Source organism: Ensifer adhaerens (assembly GCF_020035535.1).
Lineage (GTDB): Bacteria > Pseudomonadota > Alphaproteobacteria > Rhizobiales > Rhizobiaceae > Ensifer.
The window spans coordinates 1,073,241-1,089,245 of the sequence record NZ_CP083349.1 but is presented as its reverse complement, the minus strand read 5'-3'; the positions used below and the strand labels follow the sequence as shown (position 1 = coordinate 1,089,245).

The following is a 16,005-nucleotide window of genomic DNA, read 5'->3' as shown; positions in this document are numbered from 1 at the left end:
GCGGTCGCGCGGGAGGGGAACCGGTGGATCTATTTGCCTGGCAGCTTGGGCTGCCCTTGACGTTGTTGAGCCTTGGCTTCGGCTATCTGCTCGGCTCGATCCCGTTCGGACTTATCCTGACCCGCATGGCGGGGCTCGGCGACGTGCGGAAGATCGGCTCGGGCAACATCGGCGCGACCAATGTGCTGAGAACCGGAAACAAGAAGCTGGCAGCGGCTACCCTGCTGCTCGATGCCCTGAAGGGCGCCGCGGCTGCGGCCATCGCCGCCTATTGGGGTGTTGAAGCGGGCATCGCCGCCGGCTTTGCTGCGTTTCTCGGCCACCTCTATCCGGTCTGGCTCGGCTTCAAGGGAGGCAAGGGTGTCGCCACCTATATCGGCGTCCTGCTCGGCCTCGCTCCCATCATGGTGCTGGCCTTCGCAGCGATCTGGCTCGCCATGGCGAAAATCAGCCGCTACTCCTCATTGTCCGCCCTGGTTGCAATGGCTATCATTCCGATTCTACTTTACGCGGTAGGGAACGAAAAGGTCGCTCTCCTTTTCGCGGTAATGACCGTCATTAGCTGGGTAAAGCACCGCGCCAACATTCAGCGGCTGCTCGCCGGCACGGAAAGCAAGATCGGGGACAAGGGATAATGTCTGAAGGCAGCGCAGGACGAACCGGAGTGGCGCTGACCGAACGACAGAAAATCTCCTGGTTACGGCTGATCCGCAGCGACAATGTCGGCCCTATCGCCTTCAGGGACCTGATCAATCACTTCGGCACCGCGGAAAACGCACTCGACGCGCTTCCTGAACTATCCCGGCGCGGTGGGACCAAGCAGGCCTATCGCGTCGCGACCGTGAGTGAAGCGGAACGGGAACTGGAAGCGGCACGACGCTGCGGCGCCGTCTTCATCGGCATCGGCGAGCCAGGTTATCCCGCGGCGCTGCGGCAGATCGACGGCGCTCCGCCACTTCTCGCCATGAAGGGCGACCTCAAGGCGGCAGCCCGCCCGTCGCTCGGAATTGTCGGCTCGCGCAATGCTTCGGCCAGTGGCGCCAAATTCGCAGCGATGATTGCGCGCGACGCGGGCCGCGCCGGCTATACCGTGACCTCAGGTCTCGCGCGCGGCATCGATACGGCCGCCCATCGGGCGAGCCTCGAAACCGGCACGATCGCCGCACTTGCCGGCGGATTGGACCGGCCCTACCCGCCAGAGAATATCGGGTTGCTGGACGAGATCACCGCCGGTCGGGGGCTGGCCATCAGCGAGATGCCATTTGGCTGGGAACCGCGCGCACGCGATTTCCCGCGGCGCAACCGGCTGATTGCGGGTATCAGCCTCGGCGTAACCGTCGTCGAGGCAGCCCACCGCTCCGGGTCCCTGATAACCGCCCGCTATGCAGCCGACTTCGGACGGCTCGTCTTTGCCGCTCCAGGGTCACCGCTCGATCCCCGGTGCCATGGTACGAACGACCTTTTGAAACAGGGCGCAATCGTCACGACGTCGGCGGACGATGTCCTTGAGGCATTGGCGCCGCTCAGCCAGTTCGAGTTGCCGTTGCGGAGCGTCAGGGAACCGGAGGGACAAATGCGACCGAGCGCCCCAGCCGCCACCAGCGATAACGACCGTGCGGCCATCGTCCACGCGCTTGGTCCGACACCTGTTGAAACCGACGACATCGTCAGGCACACCGGGCTTTCGCCGGCGCAGGTCTACCTGCTTCTCCTGGAACTCGATTTGGCTGGCCGGCTCGATCGCCACGCCGGTGGGCTCGTGTCGCTCACCTCGATCGAATGAGCGTCAGCGATGACGGTCAGCAGCCTTGAGGAAGCAGTGAGAGATCCATTGCAGATTGCGGATACGGTGCAATCTTGTGCGAGTTGCATCGCGTCCTCTCATCGTTATTTTGGGTGAACCCTCTTGACCCCGCACGAATCCCTGTCCATTTCGGGGCATCGATACAAGGCGACACATGGCGCGAACGGCGCTGACGCCCGAACCAGAACCGGTTGTCTCAGAAAATGACGATGAATGTTGTAGTGGTGGAGTCGCCTTCCAAGGCAAAGACGATCAACAAGTACCTCGGGCCTGGCTACAAGGTGCTGGCTTCGTTTGGCCATGTGCGCGACCTGCCGGCGAAGGACGGATCGGTCCGTCCCGACGAAGACTTCGAAATGTCCTGGGAGGTCGACGGCGCTTCGGCGAAGCGTATGAAGGACATTGCCGACGCGGTCAAATCCTCGGACGGTCTCATTCTCGCAACCGACCCGGATCGCGAAGGCGAAGCCATTTCCTGGCACGTGCTCGACCTCCTGAAGAAGAAGAAGGTGCTCGGCGACAAGCCGGTAAAGCGCGTCGCCTTCAACGCCATCACCAAGAAGGCGGTTCTCGAGGCGATTGCACATCCGCGCGACATCGACATCTCCCTGGTCGATGCCTACCTGGCGCGCCGCGCGCTCGACTATCTCGTCGGCTTCAACCTTTCGCCGGTGCTCTGGCGCAAACTGCCGGGCGCCCGCTCGGCCGGCCGCGTACAATCGGTCACGCTGCGCCTCGTCTGCGACCGCGAATCCGAAATCGAACGCTTCGTCTCCGAAGAATACTGGAACATTTCCGCGTTACTGAAGACCCCGCGCGGCGACGAGTTCGAGGCTCGCCTCGTCTCGGCCGACGGCAAGCGTCTGGCACCCAAGGCGATCGGCAACGGCGAAGAAGCAACCCGGCTGAAGACCTTGCTCGACGGCGCCGCTTATGTCGTCGACAGCATCGAGGCAAAGCCGGTCAAGCGCAATCCGTCGCCGCCCTTCACCACTTCGACGCTGCAGCAGGCCGCCTCCTCAAAGCTCGGCTTCTCGGCTTCGCGCACCATGCAGGTCGCGCAGAAGCTCTATGAAGGTGTAGACATCGGCGGCGAGACCGTCGGTCTGATCACCTATATGCGTACCGACGGTGTACAGATGGCGCCGGAAGCGGTCGAAGCGTCGCGCAAGGCGATCGCCAGCCAGTTCGGCGAACGCTACCTGCCGGAAAAGCCGCGCTTCTATTCCACCAAGGCGAAGAACGCCCAGGAAGCCCACGAAGCCATCCGCCCGACCGATTTCAACCGCACGCCGGATGAGGTTCGCCGTTTCCTCGATGGCGACATGCTCAGGCTCTACGATCTTGTCTGGAAGCGCGGCATCGCGAGCCAGATGGCATCCGCCGAGATCGAGCGCACGACGGCAGAAATCACCGCCGACAATGGTGGCCAGAAGGCTGGCCTGCGCGCCACCGGCTCCGTCATCCGCTTCGACGGCTTCATCGCTGCCTATACGGATGCCAAGGAAGACGGCGAGCAGACGGACGACGGTGACGAGGATGGTCGCCTGCCGGAGATCAACGCGCGCGAAAGCTGCGCAAAGCAGAAGATCAACGCCTCGCAGCACTTCACCGAGCCGCCGCCGCGCTACTCGGAAGCGAGCCTGATCAAGAAGATGGAAGAGCTCGGCATCGGCCGGCCATCCACTTATGCAGCGACGGTCACGACGCTGCTCGACCGCGACTACATCACCAACGACAAGCGCAAGCTCATCCCGCAGGCCAAGGGGCGGCTGGTCACAGCGTTCCTGGAAAGCTTCTTCACGCGCTATGTCGGCTACGATTTCACAGCGTCGCTCGAAGAAAAGCTCGACCAGGTCTCGGCCGGTGAAGTCAACTGGAAGGACGTGCTTCGCGACTTCTGGAAGGACTTCTTCGCGCAGATCGAGGAAACCAAGGAACTGCGCGTCACCAACGTGCTCGACGCGCTGAACGAGGAACTGGCACCGCTCGTCTTCCCGAAGCGCGAGGATGGCGGCGATCCCAGAACCTGCCAGGTCTGCGGCACCGGCAAGCTGTCGCTGAAGCTTGGCAAGTACGGCGCCTTCGTCGGCTGCTCGAACTATCCGGAGTGCAACTTCACACGCCAGCTTTCCTCCGACAGCAGCGGCGATCAGGAGGCTGCGGTCTCGAACGAGCCGCAGGCGCTCGGGAAGGACCCCCATACCGGCGAAGAAATCACGCTGCGCAGCGGCCGCTTCGGTCCCTATGTCCAGCGCGGCGACGGCAAGGCAGCCAAGCGCTCGAGCTTGCCGAAGGGCTGGACGCCCTCAACGATCGACCACGAGAAGGCTGTGGCTCTCCTGTCGCTGCCTCGTGATATCGGCGCGCATCCGGAATCCGGCAAGATGATCTCGACCGGCCTTGGCCGCTACGGACCGTTCGTGCTGCACGATGGCACCTATGCCAACCTCGAATCGATCGAGGACGTCTTCTCGATCGGCCTCAACCGCGCTGTCTCCGTCCTCGCAGACAAGCAGTCCAAGGCCGGCGCCGGTCGTGGACGCACGGCTGCCGCTTCCCTCAAGGAGCTTGGCGACCACCCCGACGGCGGTGCGATCACCGTTCGCGACGGTCGCTACGGCCCCTACGTCAACTGGGGCAAGGTCAATGCCACCCTGCCGAAGGGCAAGGATCCGCAGTCTGTGACGGTCGAAGAAGCCCTCGTGCTCATCGCTGAGCGCGCTGCAAAGGGCGGAACGACGAAGGCCAAGGCAACCAAAGCCAAGACGACGAAGGCTGCTGCAAAAACCGAGGATGGCGCCACCAAGCCGAGCAAGGCCAAGGCGACCGCCAAGAGCAAAACCAAGACGGCCACCAAGGCCAAGAAGAGCTGAATTTGACCAGAATACCGCGCGACCCGACCGAACGGCCCGGCAAGAGAAACATGGGCAAAAAGCCTGATCGCGCGGCCAAGGCTGGGCCGGCCCCCGAAAAGGAAAACATCATTCACGGCGCGGTTCCGCCGCGCGACGTGCTGATGCGCTTCATTGCCGAAAACCCGGAGCGCGCCTCGAAGCGTGAGATCGCCAAGGCTTTCGGCCTCAAGGGCGAGACCCGGGTCGAGCTCAAGGCACTGCTCAAGTCGCTCGAAGTCGATGGACTCGTCGAAAAAAAGCGCAAGTCGCTGGTGCGCCCGGGGGCGCTGCCCCCGGTGACGGTGCTCGACATCACCATCCGCGATGTCGATGGCGAGCTGATCGGCCGCCCGGCCGAATGGCTCGACGACGACGGCGTCGCACCGGCGGTGCTGATCAAGCAATCCGCTGTCGCCAAGGGTAAGGGCAAGGCTCCGGTCGGCGGTCTCGGCGACCGTGTGCTCGCCAAGATCTTCCCGGCCAAGGAACGGGGCGGCCCGGCGTATACTGCGCGTATCATCAAGGTGCTGGACAAACGCAAGGATGCCGTGCTCGGCGTCTTCCGTTCGACGCCCGGCGGCGGTGGCCGCCTGATGCCGATCGAAAAGCGCGGCGAGGAGATCCTTGTTGATCCAGAGTTCACCGGCAATGCGCAGGACGGCGATCTGGTCGAAGTGCAGCTCTCGCGGCATGGCCGCTACGGGCTGCCACGCGCCCAGGTGCAGAACGTCATCGGCTCGGTTGCGTCCGAAAAAGCGATCTCGATGATCGCCATCCACGCGCACGGCATCCCCCATGTCTTTCCGGACCGGGTGATCGAAGAGGCAAATGCCGCCGGCCCCGCGACCATGGCGCACCGCGAGGACTGGCGCACGCTGCCGCTCATCACGATCGACCCGGCCGATGCGAAGGATCACGACGACGCTGTGCATGCCGAGCCGGACCCGTCCGAAGACAATCCCGGCGGCGTCATCGTCACCGTCGCGATTGCCGACGTCTCCTATTATGTTCGGCCGAAGTCCGCGCTGGACCTGGAAGCGCTGAAGCGCGGCAACTCGGTCTACTTCCCCGACCGGGTGGTGCCGATGCTGCCCGAGCGGATCTCCAACGATCTCTGCTCCCTCAAGGAAGGCGTCGACCGCCCGGCGCTAGCCGTGCGCATGCGCTTCTCGAAGGAGGGCCGCAAGGCCGGCCATACTTTCCACCGCATCATGATGAAGAGTGCTGCGAAGCTCTCCTACCAGCAGGCCCAGGCGGCGATCGACGGCAATCCTGATGAAAAGACCGGGACGATCCTCGACACGATCCTGAAGCCGCTGTGGGAAGCCTATCGCATTCTCACGCGCGGCCGTGACCGGCGCCAGCCGCTCGAGCTCAACATGCCCGAGCGCAAGATCATCCTGAAGTCCGACGGCACGGTCGACCGTGTCTTCATTCCCGAACGTCTCGACGCCCACAAGCTGATCGAGGAGATGATGATCCAGGCCAACGTCGCCGCTGCGGAGACACTGGAGCAGAAGCGCCAGGTCCTGATCTACCGCGTGCACGACCAGCCCTCGCTCGCCAAGCAGGAGAGCCTGCGCGAATTCCTGGCGACGCTCGACATCTCGCTCGTCAAGGGCGGCAACATGCGCTCGAATCATTTCAATGGCATCCTCGCCAAGGCCGAAGGCAAGCCCTTCGAGACGATGGTCAACGAGATGGTGCTTCGCTCTCAGAGCCAGGCGATCTACAGCCCGGAAAACATCGGGCACTTCGGCCTGAACCTTTTGAAGTACGCGCATTTCACCTCGCCGATCCGGCGCTATGCCGACCTTATCGTGCATCGGGCTCTGGTTGCATCGCTCGGTCTCGGTGAAGGCGGTCTGACGCCGCAGGAAGAGAGCGTGCTCGACGACATCGCCGCGGAGATCTCGACCTTCGAGCGGCGCGCCATGGCAGCAGAGCGCGACACCGTCGACCGGCTGATCGCGCACCATCTGAATGGCCGCGTCGGCGAAGAGTTCGAAGGCCGTGTTTCCGGTGTCACCAAGGCGGGACTCTTTGTCACCCTGCCCGCCTATGGTGCCGACGGTTTCGTTCCTATATCTACGCTCGGACGCGACTACTTCATCTACGATGAGGCGCATCAGGCGCTTTCCGGTGAGAAAACCGGACTCGGCTATCGCCTCGGCGATCCGGTGCGCGTCAAGCTCGTCGAGGCGGTTCCGCTTGCGGGTGCGCTCAGGTTCGAGATGCAAAGCGAGGGGCGCAAGATGCCGACGGCGACACGCTCCTTCCACAAGTCCGGCCGTCGCGATCGCACCGGAGCAAGCAAGAAGCCGGGAACTCGGCCGCCGAGAGGCAGGCGATAGATCCCCGTAAGGCAGAGGAATAGGCATGAAAGCAGCAGCAAGCGAAACACTTCATCTGGGCGGCAGCGAAAGCGACGAACGCTCCGTTGGCCTTTCGATGAAGCGTGGCTTTCTTGGCCGCTGCCCGGCCTGTGGTAGCGGCAAGCTGTTTCGCAGCTACGTCAAGTCGGTCGATGCCTGCGCCGCCTGCGGCGAGCGCATGGACCATCACCGCGCCGATGATTTCCCGCCCTATATCGTCGTGACGATCGTCGGTCACCTCGTGCTTGCCGGCTACATGATGACCGATCTCGTCCTGCCGCTGAACAGCTGGCAGCATCTGGCGATCTGGGCGCCGATCACCGTCATCAGTTCTCTGGCGCTGCTGCAGCCGGTCAAGGGCGCCGTCATCGGCCTGCAATGGGCGCTGAAGATGCATGGCTTCGGCGGTCACGAAGACGCGCCGGAAGACGTCCTGCCGCCGCGAGACGACAGGGCATGACGTCCGCGCGGAGCCCGGGCGGCGAGGTCGAGCGCCAGCGTTCCGCGGCCGTCAGACCACGCGACGCGGCTTCCGTCATGCTGCTTGACCGCCAGGGGGCACGCGTGCGGGTCTTGATGGGCAAACGGCACAGCGCCCATGTCTTCATGCCGGATCTCTATGTTTTCCCCGGCGGGCGGCGCGATGCCGGCGATCACCGGATCGGCTTTGGCTCCGACTTGCATCCATCCGTCCTGCACGCGTTGAAAGCGGTCGGCACGCGAGAACTCACGGACGCGCGCGCTCGTGCGCTCGCCCTTGCCGGACTGCGCGAGCTTTACGAAGAGGCCGGCATCGCCGTCGGCCAACCGGCGCCGTCTGCCACCGCATCGGTCCCGTTCCTTCCCGACCTGGAAAAGTTGCGCTATATGGCTCGGGCCATCACCCCTCCGGGCCACGCGAGGCGGTTCGATACACGCTTCTTCGCTTTGTTTGCGGACGAGGCTAAAATCGATCCGACGCGCTTCCTGGACAGTCGGGAGCTTCAGGATTTGCAGTGGATCGATGTGAACGATTCTCCGTCCCTAAGGATACCTGACATCACCGCCATCATTCTCGCGGACCTCAGAAGCAGTCTCGACACCGATCCGTCGCTCTCCTGTGAGCGAGCGGTGCCACTTTATGCCGCGCGCCGTGGGCGCCTCGTCCGCACGTTGCTCTAAGGATCCTCGTCGCATGTCACAGCCGTCGCCCGGTACAGCCGCACCGGTTGAGGAAATTCACTGGCGGTCGCTGATCGCCGCCGTTGCCGCGATCAGCGCGGTTGGCATCGCCATCGGCCTCGGCCTGCCGCTGCTCTCCATCATCATGGAGAAGCGTGGGATATCCTCGACGCTCATCGGGCTCAATTCGGCAATGGCCGGCCTCGCCTCGATGGCTGCCGCGCCGCTCACGACCAAATTCGCCCATCGCCACGGGGTCGCACCGACGATGCTATGGGCCGTTCTGGTCGCCGCCATCAGCTCCTTCGGCTTCTATTACATTACCAACTTCTGGCTCTGGTTTCCGCTGCGCGTGGTCTTCCATGGCGCGATCACCGTGCTCTTCATCCTCTCGGAGTTCTGGATCAACGCCACCGCACCACCGAGCAAGCGCGGGTTCGTGCTTGGCATCTACGGCACGGTGCTCTCGCTCGGCTTCGCGACGGGCCCCCTGCTCTTCTCCATCCTCGGCAGCGAGGGCATCCTGCCCTTCGTCGTTGGCGCAGGCGTGATCCTGCTTGCGGCCGTGCCGATCTTCCTCGCGCGCGACGAGAGCCCTGTCATCGACGAGAAGCCCGAGCGGCACTTCCTGCGCTACGTCTACCTCGTGCCGACAGCAACGGCCGCCGTCTTCATCTTCGGCGCCGTCGAATCGGGCGGTCTTTCACTGTTTCCCGTGTTTGGTACCCGGTCCGGCTTTACCGAATCACAGGCCGCGCTGTTGCTGACAGTGATGGGAATCGGCAACTTCATCTTCCAGATTCCGCTCGGCATGCTGTCCGACCGGGTGAAGGATCGGCGCGCGCTGCTTTCAGCGATGACGGTGGTCGGCCTGATCGGCGCGCTCTGCCTGCCGATGCTTGCCGAAAGCTGGTTCCTGATGGCGGTCGTACTCCTCTTCTGGGGCGGTTGCGTTTCCGGACTCTACACCGTGGGCCTCAGCCACCTGGGCTCCCGCCTGCAGGGCGCGGATCTTGCGGCCGCCAACGCTGCCTTCGTGTTCTCCTACGCAGTTGGTACGGTCGCCGGGCCGCAGGTCATCGGGGCTGCGATGGACGTCACCGGCAACAACGGATTCGCTTGGGCAATCGCCGGCTTTTTCGGGCTCTATGTCGCGCTTTCGGTGGTCAGGATCGTTTTGAATCCAAAACGGTCTTGACTTTTCGGCCGCGATTTGTAGTTTCGCGCCAACCTTGCCCGTGGCCCGCAACCGGTTGTCCACGGCTTTCATTGTTACAAAGGCAGGACGACCATGGCAAAAGCCACCACCATCAAGATCAAGCTGCTTTCGACAGCCGACACGGGTTTCTTCTACGTCACGACCAAGAACAGCCGTACGATGACGGAAAAGATGACCAAGACCAAGTACGACCCGGTCGTCAAGAAGCACGTCGAATTCAAGGAAACCAAGATCAAGTAAGATCGACCGTTTCTCGGGGATTGAAGGGCGTCGACCGCAAGGTCAGGCGCCCTTTCCTTTTGGATGCTTGAGTTTCGCAACGAGGCCCTCGGTGGTCTCGGCGGCAGTGAAACGATGCCTGGACGGCGCGCCATCTGGCGCCCCCGCGCCCGTTCGCCACAAAAGCAAAACGCCGCCCCAGGCTGGGACGGCGCTTACGAAAAGGGGGTCGGCTGGCCCCTGACTGCGGCACGAGGATTCCGCAGAGGTCAAAAGCCAACCGACCGACCCCACGACCCAGGAGATGCGGCGGACCTGAGCATCATGGGGTAAGCAAATTGTTAGGAGGCGATGCCTACTTGTTCATCAGCATCACCTGAAAATGGAAAAAAATCAACGAATTCTTAATGCGCGAAGCGGTGCCGCTAAGCGCATGGTTAATTCTGTATCAGTCTAAGACAGGCACACGCATGGGCGCCGCGGCTACCCAAACTCCCCGGTAGCATCGGCTGCGGCGAGAATACAACTTTAAATGCAACCCGCAAGAGGTGGCGCACGAATATCACGGGGTATGGAGCGGCGGGATTGGACCGCCAAATGCTCAGGCGGCAGCGGCCACCACACGGTTGCGGCCTTCATGCTTGGCTTGATAGAGCGCCGTATCCGCGCGCTTCAACAGGGCCTCGGCGCTATCGGCATCCGGCCTCAACGTTGCTATTCCCATCGACGCCGTGACCTTCAGGACGCCATCGGCCTGCGGGACAGGGAACGGCAGGCTTTCGATTATGATGCGCAAACGCTCGGCGACGCCCGCTGCCATTTCGGCCGACGTGTCCGGCATCACGACGACGAATTCCTCGCCGCCGAAGCGGCAGGCAAGGTCGGCCCCGCGCACCGTCGTGCGAATGCGGTTGGCGAACTCACGCAGCACTTCGTCGCCGGCATCATGGCCGTAGGTATCGTTGACCTGTTTGAAGCGATCGATATCCGTCATGCAGATGGACAGCGGCCGGCCGCGCGCCGTGGCCCGGTCCATCAGCAGTTTTAGATGGGTGTCGAAATAGCGACGGTTGTGGAGGCCGGTCAGGCCATCGGTGACGGCAAGCTCGATGGTCTGCTGCACACTCGCGCGCAGCCTGTCATTGCAATGCTTGCGGCGGATCTGGGTCATCGAGCGGGCTATCAGCTCGTTGGGATCGACCGGACGCATCAGATAGTCGGTCACGCCGAGATCAAGCGCGCGCACCACCATCTCGTCGCTGCCCTGCTCCGCAATCAGCAGGATCGGGATAAAGCGTGTCCGCTCCAGCGAGCGCAGCTGCGAGCACAGCCGCAGCGGATCGTAGTCGTCGAAATTTGCATTGACGATGACCAGGTCGAAGTTGTTTTCAGCGGCTTCGAAGAGCGCTGCCTGCGGATCGGAAATCACAGAGACATCGGCGATCGGCTTGAGCGCACGCTGCAGCCGTTCCTGCGACGAGCCACGGCCGTCGACCAACAGGACATTGCCCGGCTCGTCCGGACGGTCCGCACGGCCGACATCTTCTAGGCCGATGGTCTGTGCCGTCTGGGCACGCAAGCGCAATTCATCGCTGACATTCTTCAGCCGAACCAGGCTCTTCACACGCGACATCAGTTGCAGATCGTTGACAGGCTTGGTCAGAAAGTCGTCGGCGCCCGCCTTCAGCCCGCGCACGCGATCCGACGGCTGGTCGAGCGCCGTCACCATGACGACAGGAATATGCGCCGTGCGCGGATTCGCCTTCAGCCGTTCGCAGACCTCGAAGCCATCGAGACCCGGCATCATGATGTCGAGAAGAACGAGATCGATGGGCGTCTTCTCGCAAAGCGCCAACGCCGCGTACCCGTCATTGGCTGTCAGCACATCGAAATACTCGGCGAGCAGCCGGGCTTCGAGCAACTTCACATTTGCAGGAACATCATCAACGACAAGAATACGCGCAGTCATATCAATTTTCCCGCCGCTCAGGCATCGCCCAGGTAGGTTTTGATCGTTTCAATGAACTTCGGTACGGAAATCGGTTTGGAAACATAGGCTTCGCATCCGCCCTGGCGGATCCGCTCCTCATCTCCCTTCATTGCAAATGCCGTGACGGCGATGACCGGGATGACGTGCAATTCATCGTCTTCCTTCAGCCATTTCGTCACTTCCAGGCCGGATACTTCCGGTAGCTGAATATCCATCAGGATGAGATCCGGTCGATGCTTGCGCGCGAGCTCAAGCGCCTCCATGCCGTTGCGCGTCTGGATCGTCGCATAGCCGGAAGCCTCAATCAGGTCGCGGAACAGCTTCATGTTCAGCTCGTTGTCCTCAACAATCATTACCTGTTTGGGCATGTCGATCCCTTGCTGTCCATCGTCACCTTGCAAGTCGCCTCAGGACATTTAACTTGCAGAGTCGACGACTCGACCCATTTCCTCAGCTTCAGAGATAGGCCGATTTGGTTGAAAAATAGGTAACTCCGCACGTAAAAACCACACAGGAACGAAGCATTGAAGAGCGCTGACGAAATCGCCATCGACATCCTTGCCTGGCTCGCCGGCGAGCCGGAGCTTCTGTCTCGTTTCCTGGCGCTGACAGGCACCGACCCTACCGCCTTGCGCAATGCCATCGCCGAGCCCGGCTTCATGGGTGGCCTCATCGCTTTTCTCATGGACCACGAGCCGACGCTGATGGCATTCTGCCAGGCGACCGGCACGGCGCCGGAGGATGTCGTGCGCGCCCATGCGGCGCTGTCGGGCCATGCGGGTTTTGAGGATTGAGCGTGCCAGGCGCGGCCATAGACGAGCGCATCCGGCTTCAAGAGCGCCCGCTGATCGTCAGCGACATAGATGAAGTCGTGCTCGAATTCATCAATCCGTTCAAAGCCTTCCTCGAAAGCTGCGGCCACGCTTTGCTGCCCCGGTCCTTTCGCCTGACCGGCAACATCGTCGATCTTGCAAGCGAACGACCGTTGGCCGAGCCGGAGGTCAAGGCGCTGCTCGATTCGTTCTACGGGTCGCAGGATCGCTGGCAGACACCAGCCGAACGGGTCGCCGACACGTTGGCCGCTCTGTCGCAGGACGCGGATATCGTTTTCCTGACAGCCATGCCACCGCATCATGCCGCGGTCCGCCGTGCCCTGCTCGACCGACTTGGCCTTCCCTACCCGCTGCTTGCCTCGGAGGAACCGAAGGGACCGATCGTCCAAAAGCTGCACGGCGGACGCTCGGTTCCGCTGGTCTTCATAGATGACATTCTTCGCAACCTGCAGTCGGTCCAACACCACGCGCCGTCCTGCCTGCTGATCAACCTGATGGTTAACGCGGAGTTTCGCGCGCTCGCCCCAAAACCGGACGCCGGCATCTGCGCCGTGGCCGACTGGCCAGAAGCGGCGGCGGCCATTCGCGCACATCTTGGGGGCTAGCCCGCGTCGATCAATCGTCGCCCAAAAGCCACTCGCACCGGCACGGCTCGAAGCCCAACCGGCGATCTCTGCCAACGGCGATAATTGCGGTGTGTTTTCCAACCGGGCCTCCCTTGAGACTCGCTAGCGTAGAGCGTAAGGTCGCGATGTTCAATATTTGTTCCCGATATGCCCGACAGCGCTGCTCAATCTCCAGGCTTCTGCCGCGACTGCCTCAAGGAACAGGCTGCGAGCGTACGGCGCTGCGCGGCCTGCGGCAGCCCGCGCCTGCTGCGCCACAGCGAACTCTACGATCTGACCTTGGCGCATATCGATTGTGACGCCTTCTATGCTTCGATCGAGAAACGCGACGATCCGGAACTGGCCGACAAGCCGGTGATCATTGGCGGTGGCAAGCGCGGCGTGGTGTCCACCGCCTGCTACATTGCTCGCATCCACGGCGTACGCTCGGCAATGCCGATGTTCAAGGCGCTGGAGGCTTGCCCGCAGGCCGTGGTCATCAAGCCGAACATGGAGAAATATGCGCGCGTCGGCCGCGAGGTGCGGACGCTCATGCAGGAGTTGACGCCGCTGGTCCAGCCGCTGTCGATTGACGAGGCCTTTCTTGAGCTCAAGGGCACCGAGCGCCTGCATCACGATCCGCCGGCACGCACGCTCGCGCGCTTCGCTCGACGCGTCGAGCAGGAGATCGGCATCACCGTGTCCGTTGGCCTCTCCTATTGCAAGTTCCTCGCCAAGGTCGCCTCCGACCTGCAGAAACCGCGCGGCTTTTCCGTCATCGGTCAGGCCGAGGCGCTGGCGTTTCTGAAGGAGAAACCGGTCACCATGATCTGGGGCGTCGGCAAAGCCTTTGCCGCCACGCTGGAGCGCGACGGCGTGCGCACGATCGGGCAATTGCAGACCATGGAGGAAGCCGACCTCATGCGCCGCTACGGCACCATGGGGCAGCGGCTCTTTCGCCTGTCGCGCGGGCTCGACGAGCGGGCGGTGGAAATCGACGGGGAAGCCAAGAGCGTTTCAGCAGAGACGACCTTCAACGACGACATCGCGCGCTATGACGACCTTGTCGTGCATCTCAGGCGTCTCAGCGAGCAGGTGGCTCATCGGCTGCGAAAGTCGGAGCTTGCCGGCCAGACCGTCGTCTTGAAACTGAAGACGGCCGACTTCAAGATCCGCACCCGCAACCGGCGCCTGGACAGCCCCACCCGGCTCGCCGACCGCATTTTCCGCACGGGACTGCAGCTCCTGGAGAAAGAGGCTGACGGCACGAAGTATCGGCTGATCGGCATCGGCGTCAGCGATCTCTCGGCCCCGGACCTTGCAGACCCGCCCGATCTCGTCGATCCGGCTGCGACCCGCCGGGCAGCGGCCGAAGACGCCATGAACAGGCTGCGCGACAAGTTCGGAAAGGCCACAGTCGAGACCGGCTATACCTTCGGCAACCGGAAACGTGACCCCTCGACGTAGACACACCGCGATCACGCAACCTTGATCCGGTCCATACGCGATCTGGATGAATTCCTTAAAGATTGCCGGATAGGCTCGTTCGCCAAGTCACGTGTCGGGTTGAGTGTATGGTATCGCGTTTCGCTCTCACCGCCAGCGTCGTTGCTCTGCTTTTGTCACCGGCCACCGGGTTTGCAGGCAGTCGCGGGCCGCTACAGATCATCGTCTCGAAAGACCAGCAATCGCTCGTCGTCTATGACGGCGACGCCGTGATTGCGACATCACCCGTGTCGACCGGGAAGGCCGGCCACGCGACCCCGACCGGTATCTTCTCGATCCTGGAGAAGCGGCGTCACCATAAATCGAACATCTATTCGAATGCGCCGATGCCCTTCATGCAGCGTCTCACCTGGTCGGGTATCGCGCTGCACGGCTCCAACCACGTACCCGATTACCCCGCATCGCACGGCTGCGTGCGTCTGCCGAGCGCCTTTGCCGCCTCTCTCTACAAGATGACCGAGCGCGGCGTGCATGTGTTGATCTCGGATCGGCAGATCACGCCCACGGAGGTCAAAAGCGCGCTCCTCTTTCGACCGGCCCCGATCGATCTCCAGCCGCCGCTCTCCGATGTGCCGCTCAGACCGGCGATCAGCCAGGCCGGCGATGCGCCGGTCGAAGTTGCCATGACCGAGCCGACGGGCGGAGCGGCCGCGACTACCAACTCCATGGCGGAACCGATCCGTATCCTCATCACGCGCAGCGACACGCGGGATACGATGCGCGAGATCCAGATGTCGCTGGAGCTCCTCGGATACGCGCCGGGCACGATCGACGGCCATGCAGGTCCGGCAACGATCGCAGCGCTCCGCGCCTTCCAGACGAGCGAAGGTCTCGAGAGCGACGGCAAGCTGACGCCAGTGTTGACCGACAAGCTCCTGCGCAAGGCTGGCCGCACGCCCCCACAGAACGGCAAGATCCTCGTGCGGCAAGGGTTCAAGCCGCTCTTCGAGGCAGGCCTTACGATCGACAAGCCGGAAGAGGCTCTCGGGACGCATTTCCTGCAGTTTCGCCACAACGAAGAACAGGGCGCCGAAGGCAAGTGGTTCGGCGTTTCGCTTGAAAACCACCTGCCCAACTCGATGAAGAAGCGCCTCGGCATTTCCATGGAGGCCGATCCGTTCGCCTATAACGGCATACAGCGCACGCTCGCGCGGATGACGATATCCAACGATGTTCGCGAGCGGGTGGAAGAACTGCTGGCCGAAGGATCGTCGCTTTCGATCGCCGACACGGAAAGCGGGCTGGAAACTGGACAGGGCACCGATTTCATCACCGTCACGCGATCGCGCCCCGGCGACTGAACAGGAGCGACAGCAGGAAAGCGCATCGCGGTTTCCGCTCCCCGGCTGACTTCCAGGGAACGCAGGCATCGTCCCTCCACTCCAATCGAGCGGAG

Annotated in this window: 14 protein-coding genes; 12 read left to right on the top strand and 2 right to left on the bottom strand. The window is 62.7% G+C overall.

The features are described from left to right. The first annotated feature begins 23 nt into the window (after positions 1 to 23). From plsY to rpmG, 8 genes are all read left to right on the top strand, one after another. Entirely contained in the window at positions 24 to 635 is a 612-nt protein-coding gene (gene plsY, locus LAC81_RS05255) for a glycerol-3-phosphate 1-O-acyltransferase PlsY (protein ID WP_223726991.1), read from the top strand. Beyond that, on the top strand, positions 635 to 1,783 hold the full coding sequence (gene dprA / locus LAC81_RS05250; RefSeq protein ID WP_223726990.1) for a DNA-processing protein DprA: 1,149 nt from the start codon (positions 635 to 637) through the stop codon (positions 1,781 to 1,783). The genes plsY and dprA overlap by 1 nt, the downstream gene beginning before the upstream one ends. A 230-nt stretch (positions 1,784 to 2,013) precedes the next feature. Continuing rightward, complete coding sequence (gene topA / locus LAC81_RS05245) at positions 2,014 to 4,680, top strand: type I DNA topoisomerase (RefSeq protein WP_223726989.1); 2,667 nt, start codon at positions 2,014 to 2,016, stop codon at positions 4,678 to 4,680. Positions 4,681 to 4,682: 2 nt separating this feature from the next. Next, positions 4,683 to 7,055 carry a ribonuclease R gene (rnr, locus tag LAC81_RS05240; RefSeq protein ID WP_223726988.1) on the top strand — a complete coding sequence of 791 codons (2,373 nt, stop codon included), beginning with the start codon at positions 4,683 to 4,685 and terminating at the stop codon, positions 7,053 to 7,055. Positions 7,056 to 7,080: 25 nt separating this feature from the next. After that, on the top strand, positions 7,081 to 7,536 hold the full coding sequence (locus LAC81_RS05235; protein WP_223726987.1) for a DUF983 domain-containing protein: 456 nt from the start codon (positions 7,081 to 7,083) through the stop codon (positions 7,534 to 7,536). Next, the gene (locus tag LAC81_RS05230) at positions 7,533 to 8,237 is read left to right on the top strand and encodes an NUDIX hydrolase (RefSeq protein WP_328716991.1); all 705 of its coding nucleotides are present in this window, start codon (positions 7,533 to 7,535) and stop codon (positions 8,235 to 8,237) included. Before LAC81_RS05235 ends, LAC81_RS05230 begins: the two co-directional genes overlap by 4 nt. Before the next feature lie 13 nt (positions 8,238 to 8,250). Beyond that, positions 8,251 to 9,435 carry an MFS transporter gene (locus LAC81_RS05225; RefSeq protein WP_223726985.1) on the top strand — a complete coding sequence of 395 codons (1,185 nt, stop codon included), beginning with the start codon at positions 8,251 to 8,253 and terminating at the stop codon, positions 9,433 to 9,435. Between the two features lie 93 nt (positions 9,436 to 9,528). Beyond that, positions 9,529 to 9,696 (top strand): 50S ribosomal protein L33, encoded by a 168-nt coding sequence (rpmG, locus tag LAC81_RS05220; protein WP_034795357.1) that lies wholly within the window; start codon positions 9,529 to 9,531, stop codon positions 9,694 to 9,696. Positions 9,697 to 10,276: 580 nt separating this feature from the next. On the opposite strand, the gene LAC81_RS05215 is transcribed toward rpmG, so the two are convergent. Further along, a complete protein-coding gene (locus LAC81_RS05215; protein WP_223726984.1) occupies positions 10,277 to 11,644 on the bottom strand; it encodes a PleD family two-component system response regulator in 1,368 nt (455 codons plus the stop codon). 17 nt (positions 11,645 to 11,661) lie between these two features. Next, positions 11,662 to 12,033 (bottom strand): response regulator, encoded by a 372-nt coding sequence (locus tag LAC81_RS05210; RefSeq protein ID WP_003537642.1) that lies wholly within the window; start codon positions 12,031 to 12,033, stop codon positions 11,662 to 11,664. Positions 12,034 to 12,189: 156 nt separating this feature from the next. On the opposite strand from LAC81_RS05210, the gene LAC81_RS05205 reads away from it, so the two are divergent. The 4 genes from LAC81_RS05205 to LAC81_RS05190 all read left to right on the top strand — a co-directional run bounded on the left by LAC81_RS05205 (position 12,190) and on the right by LAC81_RS05190 (position 15,910). Further along, positions 12,190 to 12,459, top strand: coding sequence for a DUF3572 domain-containing protein (locus tag LAC81_RS05205; protein ID WP_223726983.1), 270 nt, complete (start codon positions 12,190 to 12,192; stop codon positions 12,457 to 12,459). Between the two features lie 2 nt (positions 12,460 to 12,461). After that, positions 12,462 to 13,103, top strand: coding sequence for a hypothetical protein (locus LAC81_RS05200; protein WP_223726982.1), 642 nt, complete (start codon positions 12,462 to 12,464; stop codon positions 13,101 to 13,103). A 168-nt stretch (positions 13,104 to 13,271) separates the two neighbouring features. Continuing rightward, positions 13,272 to 14,570, top strand: coding sequence for a DNA polymerase IV (locus LAC81_RS05195; protein ID WP_223726981.1), 1,299 nt, complete (start codon positions 13,272 to 13,274; stop codon positions 14,568 to 14,570). Positions 14,571 to 14,677: 107 nt separating this feature from the next. Then, entirely contained in the window at positions 14,678 to 15,910 is a 1,233-nt protein-coding gene (locus tag LAC81_RS05190; RefSeq protein WP_223726980.1) for a L,D-transpeptidase family protein, read from the top strand. Positions 15,911 to 16,005 lie beyond the last annotated feature (95 nt).